The following is a 13,675-nucleotide window of genomic DNA, read 5'->3' as shown; positions in this document are numbered from 1 at the left end:
ATGGAAATAACGCTGCAACATTTCCTGATGACGTTAGGTGATGCGGTGGTGATATCTGATGTTTCAGGGAATATTACTTTATGGAATGCCGCCGCCGAACGCCTGTTTGGTTTCACACAGGCGCAAGCGCTGGGCGCGTCACTGGATATTATCATCCCGGAAAAATATCGTCAGCGGCACTGGACAGGTTATGGTAATACAATGCACAACCGCATGACAAAATATCACGCATCGCTGCTTCGCGTGCCTGCCGTAAAACAAGACGGTAGCCTGATATCTATTGCCTTCACAGTAGCATTGCTGCCTGGAATAAAAAAAGAAGACTCGTTAATTGTCGCCATCATTCGTGATGACACAGCAAATTTTAATGAGCATAAAAAGGGCTAATCCCAGAGAAGTAACGTTTTATTGGTGGGGCGTGCTGCCCCACATTTTTTGAGCGCGAATTCGCTGTTCTGGACGAGCGATATGAAGATGTAAAACAAATAAACGTGGAGAATTTTATGAGCAAGGCATTAGAGGGAATAAAAATTATCGATTTTACCCATGTTCAATCTGGCCCAAGCTGCACCCAATTATTAGCATGGCTGGGCGCGGATGTGATTAAAATTGAGCGCGTCGGCGACGGCGACGGGACGCGTAAGCAATTATGCGATATTGCCAACGCGGACAGTCTCTATTTCACGATGTTAAATCATAATAAGCGGGCAATGACGCTCAATACCAAGACCCCGGAAGGGCTGGATATATTGAATCGTCTTATTGGTCATTGTGACGTGCTGGTGGAGAATTTCGCGCCCGGCGCGCTGGATCGCATGGGCGTGACCTGGGAACATATTCATGCCCTTAACCCGCGAATGATCCTTGCCTCGGTGAAAGGATTTGGTCCGGGCCGCTATCAGGCTTGTAAAGCCTATGAAAACGTCGCCCAGTGCGCTGGCGGCGCGGCATCCACTACCGGTTTTGAATATGGCGCGCCCATGGTGACTGGCGCGCAAATCGGGGATTCAGGTTCCGGTTTGCATCTTGCCCTCGGGATCGTATCCGCGCTTTTCCAGCGCCACGCCACGGGGCGCGGGCAAAAAGTCTCGGTATCCATGCAGGATTCGGTCCTTAATCTCTGCCGGGTGAAATTACGCGATCAGCAAAGGCTGGAACGAACTGGCGTGCTTGAAGAATATCCGCAGTTTATCGGTGGCGAATTTAACGACACTGTGCCGCGCGCCGGCAATGCCTCGGGTGGCGGCCAACCCGGCGGAATGCTGAAGTGCAAAGGGTGGGAAACCGATCCCAACGCGTATATTTATTTTCTTATTCAGGCCGCCGCCTGGCCGTCAATTTGCAAAGTCATTGGCGAGAACAGTTGGATAGATAACGACGATTTTAATGTCCCCGCCGCTCGCTTGCCCAAACTGAATATGATTTTTAAGCGTATTGAGCAATGGACGATGACGAAAACAAAATATGAAGCTATGGAACTGCTTAACCAATATGACATCCCGTGTAGCCCTGTCCTCTCCATGAAGGAAATCATTAACGATGAAAGCCTGCGCGCCAGCGGCTCTATTGTTGATGTCGACCATCCGGTGCGGGGTAAATATACGACAGTGGGAATGCCCGTTAAAATGTCAGCCAATACCGTAGACATTACCGCGTCCCCGTTACAAGGAGAACACACGCATCACATTCTTCACGAACTGGGGTTTAACGATCGCGCGATCGCGCTATTACGCAATAAAGGCGTGATATAGAAAAAACCTGCTTTGCAGATAAACAGCGCGGCAGAAAACCGCGCTGTGCAGGGATTACAAACTGTTGATGCGTTCCAGCGATGGCGCGAAGTAGTAGCCGCCGGTGACCGGTTTGGTGAAGCGCAGCATGGCGTCGCGTTTGCCGTCCAGGTCGCCGAACATACTCAGCAGTTGCTGTTCGATATTATGCAGCGTGGCGCAGTAGGCGCAGAAGTAAAGGCCGTGGGTACCACTGGCGGTGCCGTAAGGCAGGCTCTGGCGGACAATTTTCAGCCCTTTGCCGTTTTCTTTGAGATCGACACGGGTCAGGTGCGAAGTCACCGGGCGTTCATCGCCGTCGATCTCTTCGTTATCCTGCTTGGTGCGGCCAATCATCATCTCCTGATCCGGCACGCTCATCCGGTTCAGCTGTTTGAGATTGTGCTCCCAGCGCTGGACAAACACATAGCTGCCGCCCGCATCCACGCCGTCGTTAATCACCGCCACGCTGCGGCGCACGTCATCCCCGGCCGGGTTTTCGGTGCCGTCGACAAAGCCGCTGAGATCGCGGTCTTCCACCCAGCGGAAACCATGGGTTTCTTCCACCACGTTAATCGCGTCGCCAAAGGCGGCGATGGCCGCCTGTGCCACAGTGAAATTTACGTCGTGACGCAGAGACAGGATATGGATCAGCAAATCGTGCTGAGTGGCGGGGGCCAGGCCTTTGCCCAGCGGCGCGAAGTTTTTCAACGCCTCGCCGCCCACGCCGCCGCTGATATCGCGCCAGACGTCGTGCCCGAAAGCAATCACCGCACCTAAATGGGCATCGGGGAAGGCCGCCTGTAGCTCGGCCAGTTTGCTGTTAAACGCTTTACAGCCTGCGCGCACCGCATCCAGATTTTCGGATACTTTCGCTTCTATCCAAATCGCGGCGCGGCAATGTTCGGGCAGAATGCCACTTTGAACCTGAGACATCTCTCCTCCTGAAAACGAGGCCACGGAACGTGACCAGAGATGCCCGGCATTTTACCTGATTTTTTGCGCCGCGCCTTGCCCATGCGCAAGATCGCCGCGCTTAGCGACGCCAGACGATTTTGCTAATTTTCCAGCTTTTTAAGGCATCGTCAGGCGGCATTAATCCTTCCGGCCCACGCCACTCGCCGGTAAACAGATAGGTAATGTGCTGGCTATCCGGTGCGTTACACTCAACGGCGCTGGTGTCATCACCGCTGCCCTTCTGGCACGCGCCGTAGGCTTTGCTGTACAGAGAGCTGAACGCCGTACCAACTTTCACCCCGCTGGTAGTCTCCACGTCCGGATCCAATACCTCAATGCGGCTCACGGTGCCATTTTCACCGGTGATCACCATTGCCAGCGTGTCGCCTTTCAGGGCTTCGTAATAGCGCTCAATATTGCCGTTAGCGGTTTTCATGCCGCTGCGTAAGCGGTAGTCGCCGCCCAAGCCATCGGCGATAGCTTTCTCGTCCATCGCCGTGCTGGCGGTAATGTCCCCAACGCCATTTTCAGAGACCTCAACAGAAGAGCTAAACCAGTTGACGGGGTTCATCGCTCCCCAGTTCATTCCGGAAAGGGTGGAACATCCGGCCAGCAGAAGCGGTGCCGCACACACCAGCAGACGCAATTTCATTCGCGATTCCTTTTTTAAAAAACAACCCACCTTGGAGTGCCGCCGGGCCGAAAAGTGCCCGGTTTACTCATCAGAAGGTGAAAAACAGGCTTTTACGCGCGGATTGGTCAGCAGCCAGACCAATGCCACCACATCCAGTACCATCAGCGCCAGGGTGATGCCGCTTAACGCCGCTTCGCTCACCGCCAGTGCAACTTGCCACACCAGCAACCCGATCTGCGCCGCAATCAACACCCAGCGCCACGCCGTCCAGAGCGTCGGCCAGCGCCCTCGCCTGCCGCTCAGCAGAAACGCCAGCACCGCCGGAATACCCGGTAACAGACCCAGCCAGAACATTTCGCTATCCGGATAAAACAGCCGCAGCAGCGCCTCGCCCTGTTCGCGGGATGCGCCCGCCGCCACAAACAATACCCAGGTTCTGGCCTGTAATAGCAGAACGCACCAGAACAATATCGGCAGTTTTAATTGCCCGCGCTGGTCATAATCACCCGGTAGAAACATCATTATCGCTTCGCAAATAACCAACAGGTCAATAGCGTATCAGAAAACGTCTAGAGGTCAGCAAAACACCTGAAGTTGAATCTGAAGTACCATGCCCTGAAATGGATGGAATTGACTAAGGAAAAGTGATGAATGTTATTTCGCTATGCCGATACAGTTTGCTTGTTGGACTTCTCAATATCTGTAACGCCTGGTCGGGAACGATTCCCATCGCTGAGAATGGCTCGGTGATTACCGTGAACGAGCAGTCATTACGCGATGCCCACGCCAGTTTTAAAACACAAATTGTTCAACCGAGCTTACCTGAAGAAAATGAGCCGCTCACGCCACCTGAAGATATATTCTCGCTAATTAGCTATCCCACCGCCCTGGGGAATATGGCCGCGTATGTTACGCCCGATCCTAAAGACGGCAAACGTCATCCGGCGGTAATTTGGATCCATGGCGGTTACGGTGGGATCAGTGACAGTGATTATTTTTGGGAACCACAACCACGAGATAACGATCAAAGCGGGAGCGCGTTTCGTCAGGCTGGCCAGGTTTTGATGATCCCCAGTTTCCGTGGTGAAGATCGTAACCCCGGTAAGTACGAAATGTTTTATGGTGAACTTGACGATATTGAATCGGCTTATGACTGGTTAGCGAAACAACCCTGGGTCGATCCGGGGCGTATTTATTTAGCCGGGCACAGCACGGGCGGAACCCGCGTATTACTGGCCAGCGAATATGGAAGTAAATTCCGCGCCTATTTTTCTTTGGGAGCAGTGCCTGACTTAAAAGCACGCGTCGATTTAGGCGATATGTCGGTTCCATTACCTTTCGCTCAAAATGAACAGGAATTTCGCCTGCGTTCGCCTGCCGCATTTTTGCCATCCATAAAAAACCCCACCTGGTATTTTGAAGGCGAAGCTAATTTTTGGGACGCTTTTAAAAATGTTGATGCATTTGCGAAGGCTGAACACCTTCCGTTAACGGTTATTGAAATTACTAACGGGGATCACTTTTCTATTATCGCTCCTGTTACTGAGCTGATTGCCCAGAAAATTAATCAGGACACGGGCGACAGCTGCAATATCCGGTTTAGCGAAGCAGAATTAAGGGCAATCAGTCAATCTCTGGCTAAATAAGCACCCCAGCTCCCCGAAAACCCTCGGGGAGCCATATCACGCCCGCGCCTCTCTCTGTAAGGTAAAAACATGTATATGTCCTGGACAGATGAGTCATCTGAGCGAGAATTATGTCACTGGCATTGTGTTTAAGACAAAATTCTCTGCCTCATCACAAATGGAGATTGATATGAAAAAAGCCTTTGTTGCCGCCTCAATCGCGGCAGGTTTGTTGTTCAGCGTTACCGCGTTCGCCCAGCAGTCCGGTGGATTTAGCGGGCCAGACGCCACCAAAACCCAAAACACCCAGACCACGCAAAACACCCAGAAAGGCGGTTTCGTCGGCCCGGACGCCGCAACCACCACCGTTGAACAGGCCAAAGGCCTGCGCGATGACGCATGGGTGGTGCTGGAAGGCAACATTATTCGTAAGGTCGGTAAAGAGCTGTATGAATTCCGCGACAGCACCGGCACCGTGAATGTCGATATCGACGACGATAACTGGGGCGGCGTCTCCATCACCCCGAACGACAAAGTGCGTCTCGAAGGTGAAGTGGACAAAGACTGGAACTCGGTAGAAATCGACGTGAAAAAAGTAACTAAGGGTTAAACAACCAACCCGCCACGCGGCGGGTTTTTAATACTCTTCGTCTTCGATAAGCCGTTTACCCAGGCTTAATACATCCTGGTGCTCGTAGCCGAGACGTTCATACATGCCGAGCACCACATCATTTTCTTCACGGATGAGCAGTTGAAGCTTCGGGCATCCGCGCGCGATCAGTTTCTTTTCCAGACGGCTGAGCAGCGCATTGGCGATACCGCGCCCGCGGAATTCAGGATGCACGCCGAGATAATACGCGGAGCCGCGATGCCCATCATAACCGCCCATCACCGTGCCGACGATCTCCCCGGTCACTTCCGCCACCAGGAACAGCGACACGTCGTGATTGATTTTGCGCTCGATATCCATTTCCGGGTCGTTCCAGGGGCGAAGCAAGTCGCAACGTTCCCACAGGGTGATCACTTCCTCGAAATCGTCCTGGCGAAAAACGCGTATCTCCATGGTATTCCCCATTATTTATGGAATAAAAAACGTGATTATGGCGTTAACGGCATCATTAGCCAATATCCCAGGTCAAAACTTCCCGGTTGATGGCATAATAACGCCCCCGTCGTTGTCTGAAACGAGCCGTAAAACTTTTCTTATCATAGAAGGTCGTGCGGATAACCACGGTAAGCTATAACTCTACTCTTTTGTTCTAACCGACATTCAGGCCGCATGAGCACGATAAAATTTACCAAACTCACCCGACGCCAGATGCTGTTGACTGGCCTCGCCGCCCTGACCATTTCAGGTGTGAACACAGCCTTTGCCCGGGAAGAGAGCAAAGCGCTGAAAACCTCCAACGGACATAGCCCGGCGCAGAAGAAAAAATCCGGCGCGCGCCGCGTCGTGGTGCTCGATCCGGGCCACGGCGGGATCGACACCGGCGCGATTGGTGCTAACGGCTCAAAAGAAAAGCACGTGGTGTTGGCGATTGCCAAAAACGTGCGCAACATTCTCAGGAGCAAAGGCATTGACGCCCGGCTGACCCGCAGCGGCGATACCTTTATTCCGCTGTACGATCGCGTGGAAATCGCCCATAAACACGGCGCGGACCTGTTTATGTCGATCCACGCCGACGGCTTTACCAATCCGTCTGCGGCGGGAGCATCGGTGTTTGCCCTGTCGAACCGCGGAGCCAGTAGCGCCATGGCGAAATACCTCTCCGAGCGCGAGAACGCCGCGGATGACGTGGCGGGCAGCAAGGTGAAGCAAAAAGACCAGTATTTACAACAGGTATTGTTCGATCTGGTGCAAACCGACACCATCAAAAATAGCCTGACGCTGGGGTCGCACATTTTGCGCCAGATTAAGCCGGTACACCGGCTGCACAGCCGCTCCACCGAGCAGGCGGCGTTTGTGGTGCTGAAATCTCCGTCGGTGCCGTCGGTGCTGGTGGAAACCTCGTTTATCACCAATCCTGAAGAGGAGCGGCTGCTGGGCACCCAGGCGTTTCGCCAGAAAATCGCCAACGCCATCGCCAGCGGGGTGATCAGCTACTTTAACTGGTTTGATAACCACAAAGCCCACTCCAAACGAGGCTAAGCCATGACGCCGGATATTTCAGCGGTTAAGCAGTTTTTGCTGGGTTTGCAGGATCGGATTTGCCAGCAGCTCAGCGCCATCGACGGCGCTGACTTCATTGAAGATAACTGGCAGCGCGACGCGGGCGGCGGCGGGTGCAGCCGGGTGTTGCGTGACGGTGGCGTGTTCGAGCAGGCAGGGGTTAACTTTTCTCACGTTTACGGCGATGCCCTGCCCGCTTCCGCCACCGCGCACCGTCCGGAACTGGCCGGGCGCAGCTTCGAAGCCATGGGCGTGTCGCTGGTGGTGCATCCACGCAACCCGTATGTGCCTACCAGCCATGCCAACGTGCGGTTTTTTATCGCCACCAGGCCCGATGCCGAGCCGGTGTGGTGGTTTGGCGGCGGTTTCGATTTAACGCCCTATTACGGCTTTGAACAGGACGCGGTGCACTGGCACCGTACCGCCCGGGATCTGTGTGCGCCGTTCGGTGAAGACGTTTACCCGCGCTACAAAAAGTGGTGCGATGACTACTTCTTCCTGAAACACCGCAACGAGCCGCGCGGCATCGGCGGTCTGTTCTTCGACGATCTCAACACCCCGGATTTTGACCGCTGCTTCGCCTTTATTCAGGCGGTGGGCCAGGGCTATCTGGATGCGTATCTGCCCATCGTCGAGCGCCGTAAAGCGCTGCCGTGGGGCGAGCGCGAGCGCGATTTCCAGCTTTATCGCCGGGGCCGCTATGTGGAGTTCAATCTGGTGTGGGATCGCGGCACGCTGTTTGGTCTGCAAACCGGTGGACGCACCGAGTCGATATTGATGTCGATGCCGCCGCTGGTGCGCTGGGAATACAATTTCCAGCCCGAGGCGGGCAGCCCTGAGGCGGCGCTTAGCGCGTTTATTCAGGTCAAAGAGTGGCTGAAGCCGTAAAAAAAATCAGACGCCGCGGCGTCTGATTTTCATTGCAACGCGGGATTACAGCGGATTGGTCTGCGCTTCAACCACCGCCAGCGCCACCATATTGACGATTCGACGCACCGACGCGATTTGCGTCAACACGTGTACCGGCTTCGCCACGCCCATCAGCACCGGCCCGACGGTCACGCCTTCTGAACTGGATACGCGCAGCAGGTTGTAGCTGATACGCGCCGCTTCGACGTTCGGCATCACCAGAATGTTAGCAGAGCCTTTCAACGGGCTGTCCGGCATACGTTCGTTGCGGATGCTTTCAATCAACGCCGCATCGCCGTGCATTTCACCGTCAATCATCAGATCTGGCGCGCGCTCGCGTACCAGCTCCAGAGTTTGGCGCATTTTGGTTGCCGCCGGGGAGTTGGAGGAACCAAAGTTAGAGTGCGACAGCAGCGCCACTTTCGGCTCAATACCAAAACGACGCACGGTTTCCGCCGCCATAATGGCGATTTCCGCCAGCTGTTCCGGCGTCGGGTCGTCGTTGACGTAGGTATCGGTGATAAAGGTGTTGCCGCTCGGCAGCAACAGCGCGTTCATCGCCCCCGCCGCTTTCACGCCTTCGCGATAGCCGAAGATCTCCTGCACCACGCTGAAATGCTCGTGGTAATCGCCGATGGTGCCGCAAATCATCGCGTCCGCTTCGCCGCGGTGCACCATGATCGCGCCGATCACGGTGGTGTTGCCAATCACCGCTTTTTGCGCCTGCTCCTGGGTAATGCCGCGGCGCTTCATGATGTTGTAGTACTCGTTCCAGTACTCTTTAAAGCGCGGATCGGATTCGTTGTTGACGATCTCGAAATCGACGCCCGCTTTGATTTGCAAACCGAGTTTCTGGATGCGCATCTCAATTACGCTCGGGCGGCCTACCAGGATCGGCTTCGCCAGGCCGAGGGTAATCAGCTCCTGAGTCGCGTGCAGTACGCGGTTATCTTCCCCTTCGGTCAGCACCACGCGTTTGGGATCTTTACGCGCCTGGGAGAAGATCGGCTTCATAAACAGGTTAGTTTTGTAGACAAACTCGGTGAGTTTATCGATATAAGCATCGAAATCCTGGATTGGACGGGTCGCCACACCGGAGTCCATTGCCGCTTTGGCTACCGCTGGGGCAATCTTGACGATCAAGCGCGGGTCGAACGGTTTCGGGATGATGTATTCCGGCCCAAAGCTCAGATCCTGATCGCCGTAGGCCGAGGCCACCACTTCGCTCTGCTCCGCATGGGCCAGCTCGGCGATGGCGTGGACCGCAGCCAGTTTCATCTCTTCGTTAATGGCGGTTGCGCCCACGTCCAGCGCGCCACGGAAGATGAACGGGAAGCACAGCACGTTGTTCACCTGGTTTGGATAGTCGGAGCGGCCCGTACAGATAATCGCATCCGGACGCACTTCTTTCGCCAGCGGCGGCAGTATTTCCGGTTCCGGGTTCGCCAGCGCCAGGATCAGCGGCGCGCGCGCCATCTTTTTGACCATCTCTGGCGTCAGCACTTTCGGGCCGGAACAGCCGAGGAAGATATCCGCGCCGTCGACCACATCGTCCAGGGTGCGTTTACCGTCATCTTCCACCGCATAAGCCGCTTTGGTTTCCGCCATGTTCGGCTCGCGATCTTTATAGATAACGCCTTTCGAGTCGCACACCACGATGTTGTGTTTCTGCATGCCCAGCGCCACCAGCAGGTTCATACAGGCAATCGCCGCCGCGCCTGCGCCTGATACCACCATGCGCACGTCTGAAAGATTTTTTTCCACCACGCGCAGGCCGTTGAGAATAGCAGCGGTGCTGATAATCGCCGTGCCGTGCTGGTCGTCGTGGAATACCGGAATATTCATGCGCTCACGCAGCTGCTGCTCAATATAGAAACACTCCGGCGCTTTGATATCTTCGAGGTTGATGCCGCCAAAGGTCGGCTCCAGCGCGGCGACCACGTTAATAAATTTATCCGGATCCAGCTCATCCACTTCGATATCGAAGACGTCGATACCGGCAAATTTCTTGAACAGCACGCCTTTACCTTCCATCACCGGTTTACCGGCCAGCGCGCCAATGTTGCCAAGGCCCAGCACCGCAGTGCCGTTGGAGATCACCGCCACCAGATTGCCGCGCGCCGTATATTTAAAGGCCGCCAGCGGATCTTTTTCGATCTCCAGGCAGGGCGCGGCGACGCCTGGCGAATAGGCCAGCGCCAGATCGCGCTGGGTAGCAAGTGGTTTGGTTGGAGAAACCTGAATTTTCCCTGGTACCGGAAACTCGTGAAAATCGAGGGCACTTTGTTTCAACTGTTCATCCATTTTTCTGGTCCTTTACCTTTCGTTCTGGGAAGTGACTGGAGGGCAATGCGTACCGCGCCCTTTTTTGAGTGGGCCATAGTATGGCCCTTCGATGGCTAACAAACTTTGAACGTTGCCAAACTATCATCAATGTATGGCAAAGATTGTTAGCAATTTATAGAGACTATGTTACCTGCTGCGCCAGGCAATGCCATGCCTGTCTGCTATGCTTTTTTGTTATGCACTTGGTTTCTTGTTTAAGGGAGCGCCGGGAAGCTCTCTGATAAGCATTTGTATACAAAGGAGTAAATTTCATGAACCAGCTAGAAGGTATCAAACAGTTCACCACCATCGTGGCCGACAGCGGCGATATTGAGTCGATTCGCCATTATCAACCTGAAGATGCCACCACCAACCCCTCGCTGTTACTGAAAGCCGCCGCCCTTGAGGCCTATAAGCCGCTGGTCGAGGACGCCCTACGCTACGGCAAATCCCGTGGCGATACCCAGGAACAGCAGATTGCTGAAGCCTGCGACAAACTGGCCGTTAACATTGGCGCGGAAATTCTGAAAAGCGTGCCAGGGCGGGTGTCAACCGAAGTGGATGCGCGCCTTTCATTTGATAAGCAAAAAAGCATCGAAAAAGCCCGCCGTCTGGTGGCGCTGTACGCCGAACAGGGCGTCGATAAATCACGCATTCTGATCAAACTTGCCTCTACCTGGGAAGGCATCCGCGCGGCGGAAGCGCTGGAAAAAGAAGGCATTAACTGCAACCTGACGCTGCTGTTTTCCTTCGCCCAGGCACGCGCCTGCGCCGAAGCGGGCGTTTACCTGGTGTCGCCGTTTGTTGGACGTATTTACGACTGGTATCAGGCCCGCAAACCGATGGACCCTTACGTAGTGGATGAAGATCCGGGCGTGAAATCGGTGCGCAATATCTATGACTATTACAAACAACACCGCTACGACACCATCGTGATGGGCGCGAGCTTCCGCCGCACCGAGCAGATCCTGGCACTGGCGGGCTGCGATCGGCTGACCATCTCGCCTGATTTGCTGAAACAGCTCCAGGCCAGCGAAGAAACCGTCCAGCGCAAACTGATCCCCACTCCGCAAACCTTTAAACGCCCTGCCCCGATGACCGAAGCGGAATTCCGCTGGGAGCATAACCAGGACGCAATGGCAGTAGAAAAACTAGCGGAAGGCATCCGGTCATTTGCCGTTGACCAGCGCAAACTTGAGGATCTGCTCGCCGCAAAATCGTAATGCTTTTACTTTGAAAAATAACGGGTTAACCCCTTTATCAGCCATGGAGAACTCTATGTCTCGACAAGCGCTCGCTAACGCCATCCGCGCACTCAGTATGGACGCCGTACAAAAGGCCAACTCGGGGCATCCCGGTGCCCCGATGGGGATGGCGGATATCGCGGAAGTGTTGTGGAACGATTTCCTGAAGCACAACCCCAGCAACCCCACCTGGTACGATCGCGACCGGTTTATTTTGTCTAACGGTCACGCGTCAATGCTGCTGTACAGCCTGCTGCACCTCTCCGGCTACGATCTGCCGATTGAGGAGTTAAAAAACTTCCGCCAGCTGCACTCGAAAACGCCGGGCCACCCGGAAATCGGCTATACCCCAGGCGTGGAAACCACCACCGGGCCGCTCGGCCAGGGGCTGGCGAATGCGGTAGGTCTGGCGATTGCCGAGCGCACGCTGGCGGCGCAGTTTAACCAGCCGGACCACGAGATTGTCGACCACTATACCTGGGTGTTTATGGGCGATGGCTGTCTGATGGAAGGCATCTCTCATGAAGTGTGTTCGCTGGCGGGCACGCTGGGGCTCGGCAAGCTGATTGGCTTTTACGACCATAACGGCATTTCGATCGATGGCGAGACCGAAGGCTGGTTTACCGACGATACCGCCAAACGCTTCGAAGCCTACCACTGGCATGTGATCCCGGATATCGACGGCCATAACCCGGACGCGGTGAAAAAGGCCATTGAAGAGGCCAAAGCGGTGACCGATAAACCGTCGCTGATTATGTGCCGCACCATTATCGGTTTCGGTTCGCCGAACAAAGCCGGTAAGGAAGAGTCCCACGGCGCAGCGCTGGGGGAACAGGAAGTGGCGCTGGCCCGTAAACAGCTGGGCTGGAACCATCCGGCATTCGAGATCCCGAAAGAGATCTACCAACAGTGGGATGCCCGTGAAGCCGGTGGTAAAGCCGAGCAGGCCTGGAATGAGAAGTTCGCCGCCTATAAACAAGCCCACCCGGAACTGGCAGCGGAATTTGAGCGCCGGATGAGCGGCGGGATGCCGGAAAACTGGCAGGAAACCACGGCGCAGTACATTAAAAAGCTCCAGGCGGAACCGGTGAAAATCGCCACCCGTAAGGCATCGCAAAACGCGCTGAACACCTACGGCCCGATCCTGCCGGAGCTGCTGGGCGGCTCCGCTGACCTTGCGCCGAGTAACCTCACTATCTGGTCCGGCTCTAAATCGCTGAAAGAGGATGAGGCTGGCAACTATATCCACTACGGCGTGCGCGAATTCGGCATGACCGCCATCGCCAACGGCATCGCCCATCACGGCGGATTTGTGCCTTATACCGCCACCTTCCTGATGTTTGTCGAGTATGCCCGTAACGCGGCGCGTATGGCGGCGCTGATGAAAGCGCGCCAGATCATGGTCTATACCCATGACTCTATCGGCCTTGGGGAAGATGGCCCGACGCACCAGGCCGTGGAGCAGCTGGCCAGCCTGCGTTTAACGCCGAACTTCAGCACCTGGCGTCCATGCGACCAGGTAGAAGCCGCCGTGGCATGGAAAGCGGCGATTGAGCGCCATAACGGCCCGACGGCGCTGATCCTGTCGCGCCAGAATCTCGCCCAAATGGATCGCTCTGCGGAGCAGATCGACGCCATCGCCAAAGGCGGTTATGTGCTGCAAGACTGTGAAGGCCAGCCGGATGTGATCCTGATCGCCACCGGTTCAGAGATGGAAATCACGGTGCAGGCGGCCAAAACGCTGACTGACGAAGGGCACAAAGTACGCGTGGTGTCGCTGCCGTCCACCGATGTGTTTGAAGCCCAGGATGAAGCCTATAAGGAATCGGTATTGCCGCGCGACGTGCGCGCCCGCGTGGCGGTCGAAGCGGGGATTGCCGACTACTGGTATAAGTACGTGGGCATCGACGGCGCGATCGTCGGGATGACCAGCTACGGCGAATCGGCCCCTGCCGAGAAGCTGTTCCCGTTCTTCGGCTTTACTGCGGAGAATGTGGTTAAGAAAGCGAAACAGGTACTGGGTAAATAAACCCAAAGCCTGC

13 protein-coding genes are annotated in these 13,675 nt (G+C 55.3%); 8 read left to right on the top strand and 5 right to left on the bottom strand.

Translation table 11 applies throughout. From position 1 onward, the window contains the following. Both FND52_RS06865 and frc read left to right on the top strand, forming a co-directional pair. The gene (locus tag FND52_RS06865) at positions 1–387 is read left to right on the top strand and encodes a PAS domain-containing protein (RefSeq protein WP_125295667.1); all 387 of its coding nucleotides are present in this window, start codon (positions 1–3) and stop codon (positions 385–387) included. A 116-nt stretch (positions 388–503) separates the two neighbouring features. Then, positions 504–1,751 (top strand): formyl-CoA transferase, encoded by a 1,248-nt coding sequence (gene frc / locus FND52_RS06860; RefSeq protein ID WP_125295668.1) that lies wholly within the window; start codon positions 504–506, stop codon positions 1,749–1,751. Between the two features lie 54 nt (positions 1,752–1,805). Here frc and FND52_RS06855 read toward each other — a convergent pair whose 3' ends face one another. From FND52_RS06855 to FND52_RS06845, 3 genes are all read right to left on the bottom strand, one after another. Further along, positions 1,806–2,705 (bottom strand): Dyp-type peroxidase, encoded by a 900-nt coding sequence (locus tag FND52_RS06855; protein ID WP_144130170.1) that lies wholly within the window; start codon positions 2,703–2,705, stop codon positions 1,806–1,808. A 100-nt stretch (positions 2,706–2,805) separates the two neighbouring features. Further along, a complete protein-coding gene (locus tag FND52_RS06850) occupies positions 2,806–3,378 on the bottom strand; it encodes an RpoE-regulated lipoprotein (RefSeq protein ID WP_144130168.1) in 573 nt (190 codons plus the stop codon). A gap of 63 nt (positions 3,379–3,441) precedes the next feature. Next, positions 3,442–3,879, bottom strand: coding sequence for a DUF2919 domain-containing protein (locus tag FND52_RS06845; RefSeq protein ID WP_144130564.1), 438 nt, complete (start codon positions 3,877–3,879; stop codon positions 3,442–3,444). 128 nt (positions 3,880–4,007) lie between these two features. Here FND52_RS06845 and FND52_RS06840 point away from each other — a divergent pair, with 128 nt between their 5' ends. Together FND52_RS06840 and FND52_RS06835 are read left to right on the top strand one after the other, a co-directional pair. Further along, a complete protein-coding gene (locus FND52_RS06840; protein ID WP_144130166.1) occupies positions 4,008–5,006 on the top strand; it encodes an alpha/beta hydrolase family protein in 999 nt (332 codons plus the stop codon). Positions 5,007–5,175: 169 nt separating this feature from the next. Next, the gene (locus tag FND52_RS06835; RefSeq protein WP_125295672.1) at positions 5,176–5,595 is read left to right on the top strand and encodes a YgiW/YdeI family stress tolerance OB fold protein; all 420 of its coding nucleotides are present in this window, start codon (positions 5,176–5,178) and stop codon (positions 5,593–5,595) included. Positions 5,596–5,622: 27 nt separating this feature from the next. On the opposite strand, the gene FND52_RS06830 is transcribed toward FND52_RS06835, so the two are convergent. Next, positions 5,623–6,048: a GNAT family acetyltransferase gene (locus tag FND52_RS06830; RefSeq protein WP_144130164.1), complete on the bottom strand. Its 426-nt coding sequence runs from the start codon at positions 6,046–6,048 to the stop codon at positions 5,623–5,625. A 216-nt stretch (positions 6,049–6,264) separates the two neighbouring features. On the opposite strand from FND52_RS06830, the gene amiA reads away from it, so the two are divergent. Together amiA and hemF are read left to right on the top strand one after the other, a co-directional pair. After that, positions 6,265–7,134: an N-acetylmuramoyl-L-alanine amidase AmiA gene (amiA, locus tag FND52_RS06825; RefSeq protein ID WP_125295674.1), complete on the top strand. Its 870-nt coding sequence runs from the start codon at positions 6,265–6,267 to the stop codon at positions 7,132–7,134. A 3-nt stretch (positions 7,135–7,137) separates the two neighbouring features. After that, positions 7,138–8,043, top strand: a complete 906-nt coding sequence (gene hemF, locus FND52_RS06820) for an oxygen-dependent coproporphyrinogen oxidase (RefSeq protein ID WP_144130162.1) — start codon at positions 7,138–7,140, stop codon at positions 8,041–8,043. A 45-nt stretch (positions 8,044–8,088) separates the two neighbouring features. Here the strand turns inward: hemF and maeB are convergent, their stop codons facing one another. Beyond that, complete coding sequence (maeB, locus tag FND52_RS06815) at positions 8,089–10,368, bottom strand: NADP-dependent oxaloacetate-decarboxylating malate dehydrogenase (protein ID WP_144130160.1); 2,280 nt, start codon at positions 10,366–10,368, stop codon at positions 8,089–8,091. A 293-nt stretch (positions 10,369–10,661) separates the two neighbouring features. Between maeB and tal the strand changes: the two genes are divergently transcribed. Both tal and tkt read left to right on the top strand, forming a co-directional pair. Continuing rightward, entirely contained in the window at positions 10,662–11,612 is a 951-nt protein-coding gene (gene tal / locus FND52_RS06810) for a transaldolase (RefSeq protein ID WP_125295678.1), read from the top strand. A gap of 55 nt (positions 11,613–11,667) precedes the next feature. Further along, complete coding sequence (gene tkt, locus FND52_RS06805; RefSeq protein ID WP_144130158.1) at positions 11,668–13,662, top strand: transketolase; 1,995 nt, start codon at positions 11,668–11,670, stop codon at positions 13,660–13,662. Positions 13,663–13,675: the final 13 nt, after the last annotated feature.

The organism is Atlantibacter subterraneus (assembly GCF_007570865.1).
Taxonomy (GTDB): domain Bacteria; phylum Pseudomonadota; class Gammaproteobacteria; order Enterobacterales; family Enterobacteriaceae; genus Atlantibacter; species Atlantibacter subterraneus.
This window is presented reverse-complemented; position numbering and strand designations above follow the sequence as displayed.

Excerpts from the sequence above, each read along its gene's own strand:
- FND52_RS06865 (WP_125295667.1), top strand. The coding sequence starts at position 1 with ATGGAAATAACGCTGCAACATTTCCTGATGACGTTAGGTGATGCGGTG.
- frc (WP_125295668.1), top strand. The coding sequence starts at position 504 with ATGAGCAAGGCATTAGAGGGAATAAAAATTATCGATTTTACCCATGTT.
- FND52_RS06855 (WP_144130170.1), bottom strand. The coding sequence starts at position 2,705 with ATGTCTCAGGTTCAAAGTGGCATTCTGCCCGAACATTGCCGCGCCGCG.
- FND52_RS06850 (WP_144130168.1), bottom strand. The coding sequence starts at position 3,378 with ATGAAATTGCGTCTGCTGGTGTGTGCGGCACCGCTTCTGCTGGCCGGA.
- FND52_RS06845 (WP_144130564.1), bottom strand. The coding sequence starts at position 3,879 with ATGTTTCTACCGGGTGATTATGACCAGCGCGGGCAATTAAAACTGCCG.
- FND52_RS06840 (WP_144130166.1), top strand. The coding sequence starts at position 4,008 with ATGAATGTTATTTCGCTATGCCGATACAGTTTGCTTGTTGGACTTCTC.
- FND52_RS06835 (WP_125295672.1), top strand. The coding sequence starts at position 5,176 with ATGAAAAAAGCCTTTGTTGCCGCCTCAATCGCGGCAGGTTTGTTGTTC.
- FND52_RS06830 (WP_144130164.1), bottom strand. The coding sequence starts at position 6,048 with ATGGAGATACGCGTTTTTCGCCAGGACGATTTCGAGGAAGTGATCACC.
- amiA (WP_125295674.1), top strand. The coding sequence starts at position 6,265 with ATGAGCACGATAAAATTTACCAAACTCACCCGACGCCAGATGCTGTTG.
- hemF (WP_144130162.1), top strand. The coding sequence starts at position 7,138 with ATGACGCCGGATATTTCAGCGGTTAAGCAGTTTTTGCTGGGTTTGCAG.
- maeB (WP_144130160.1), bottom strand. The coding sequence starts at position 10,368 with ATGGATGAACAGTTGAAACAAAGTGCCCTCGATTTTCACGAGTTTCCG.
- tal (WP_125295678.1), top strand. The coding sequence starts at position 10,662 with ATGAACCAGCTAGAAGGTATCAAACAGTTCACCACCATCGTGGCCGAC.
- tkt (WP_144130158.1), top strand. The coding sequence starts at position 11,668 with ATGTCTCGACAAGCGCTCGCTAACGCCATCCGCGCACTCAGTATGGAC.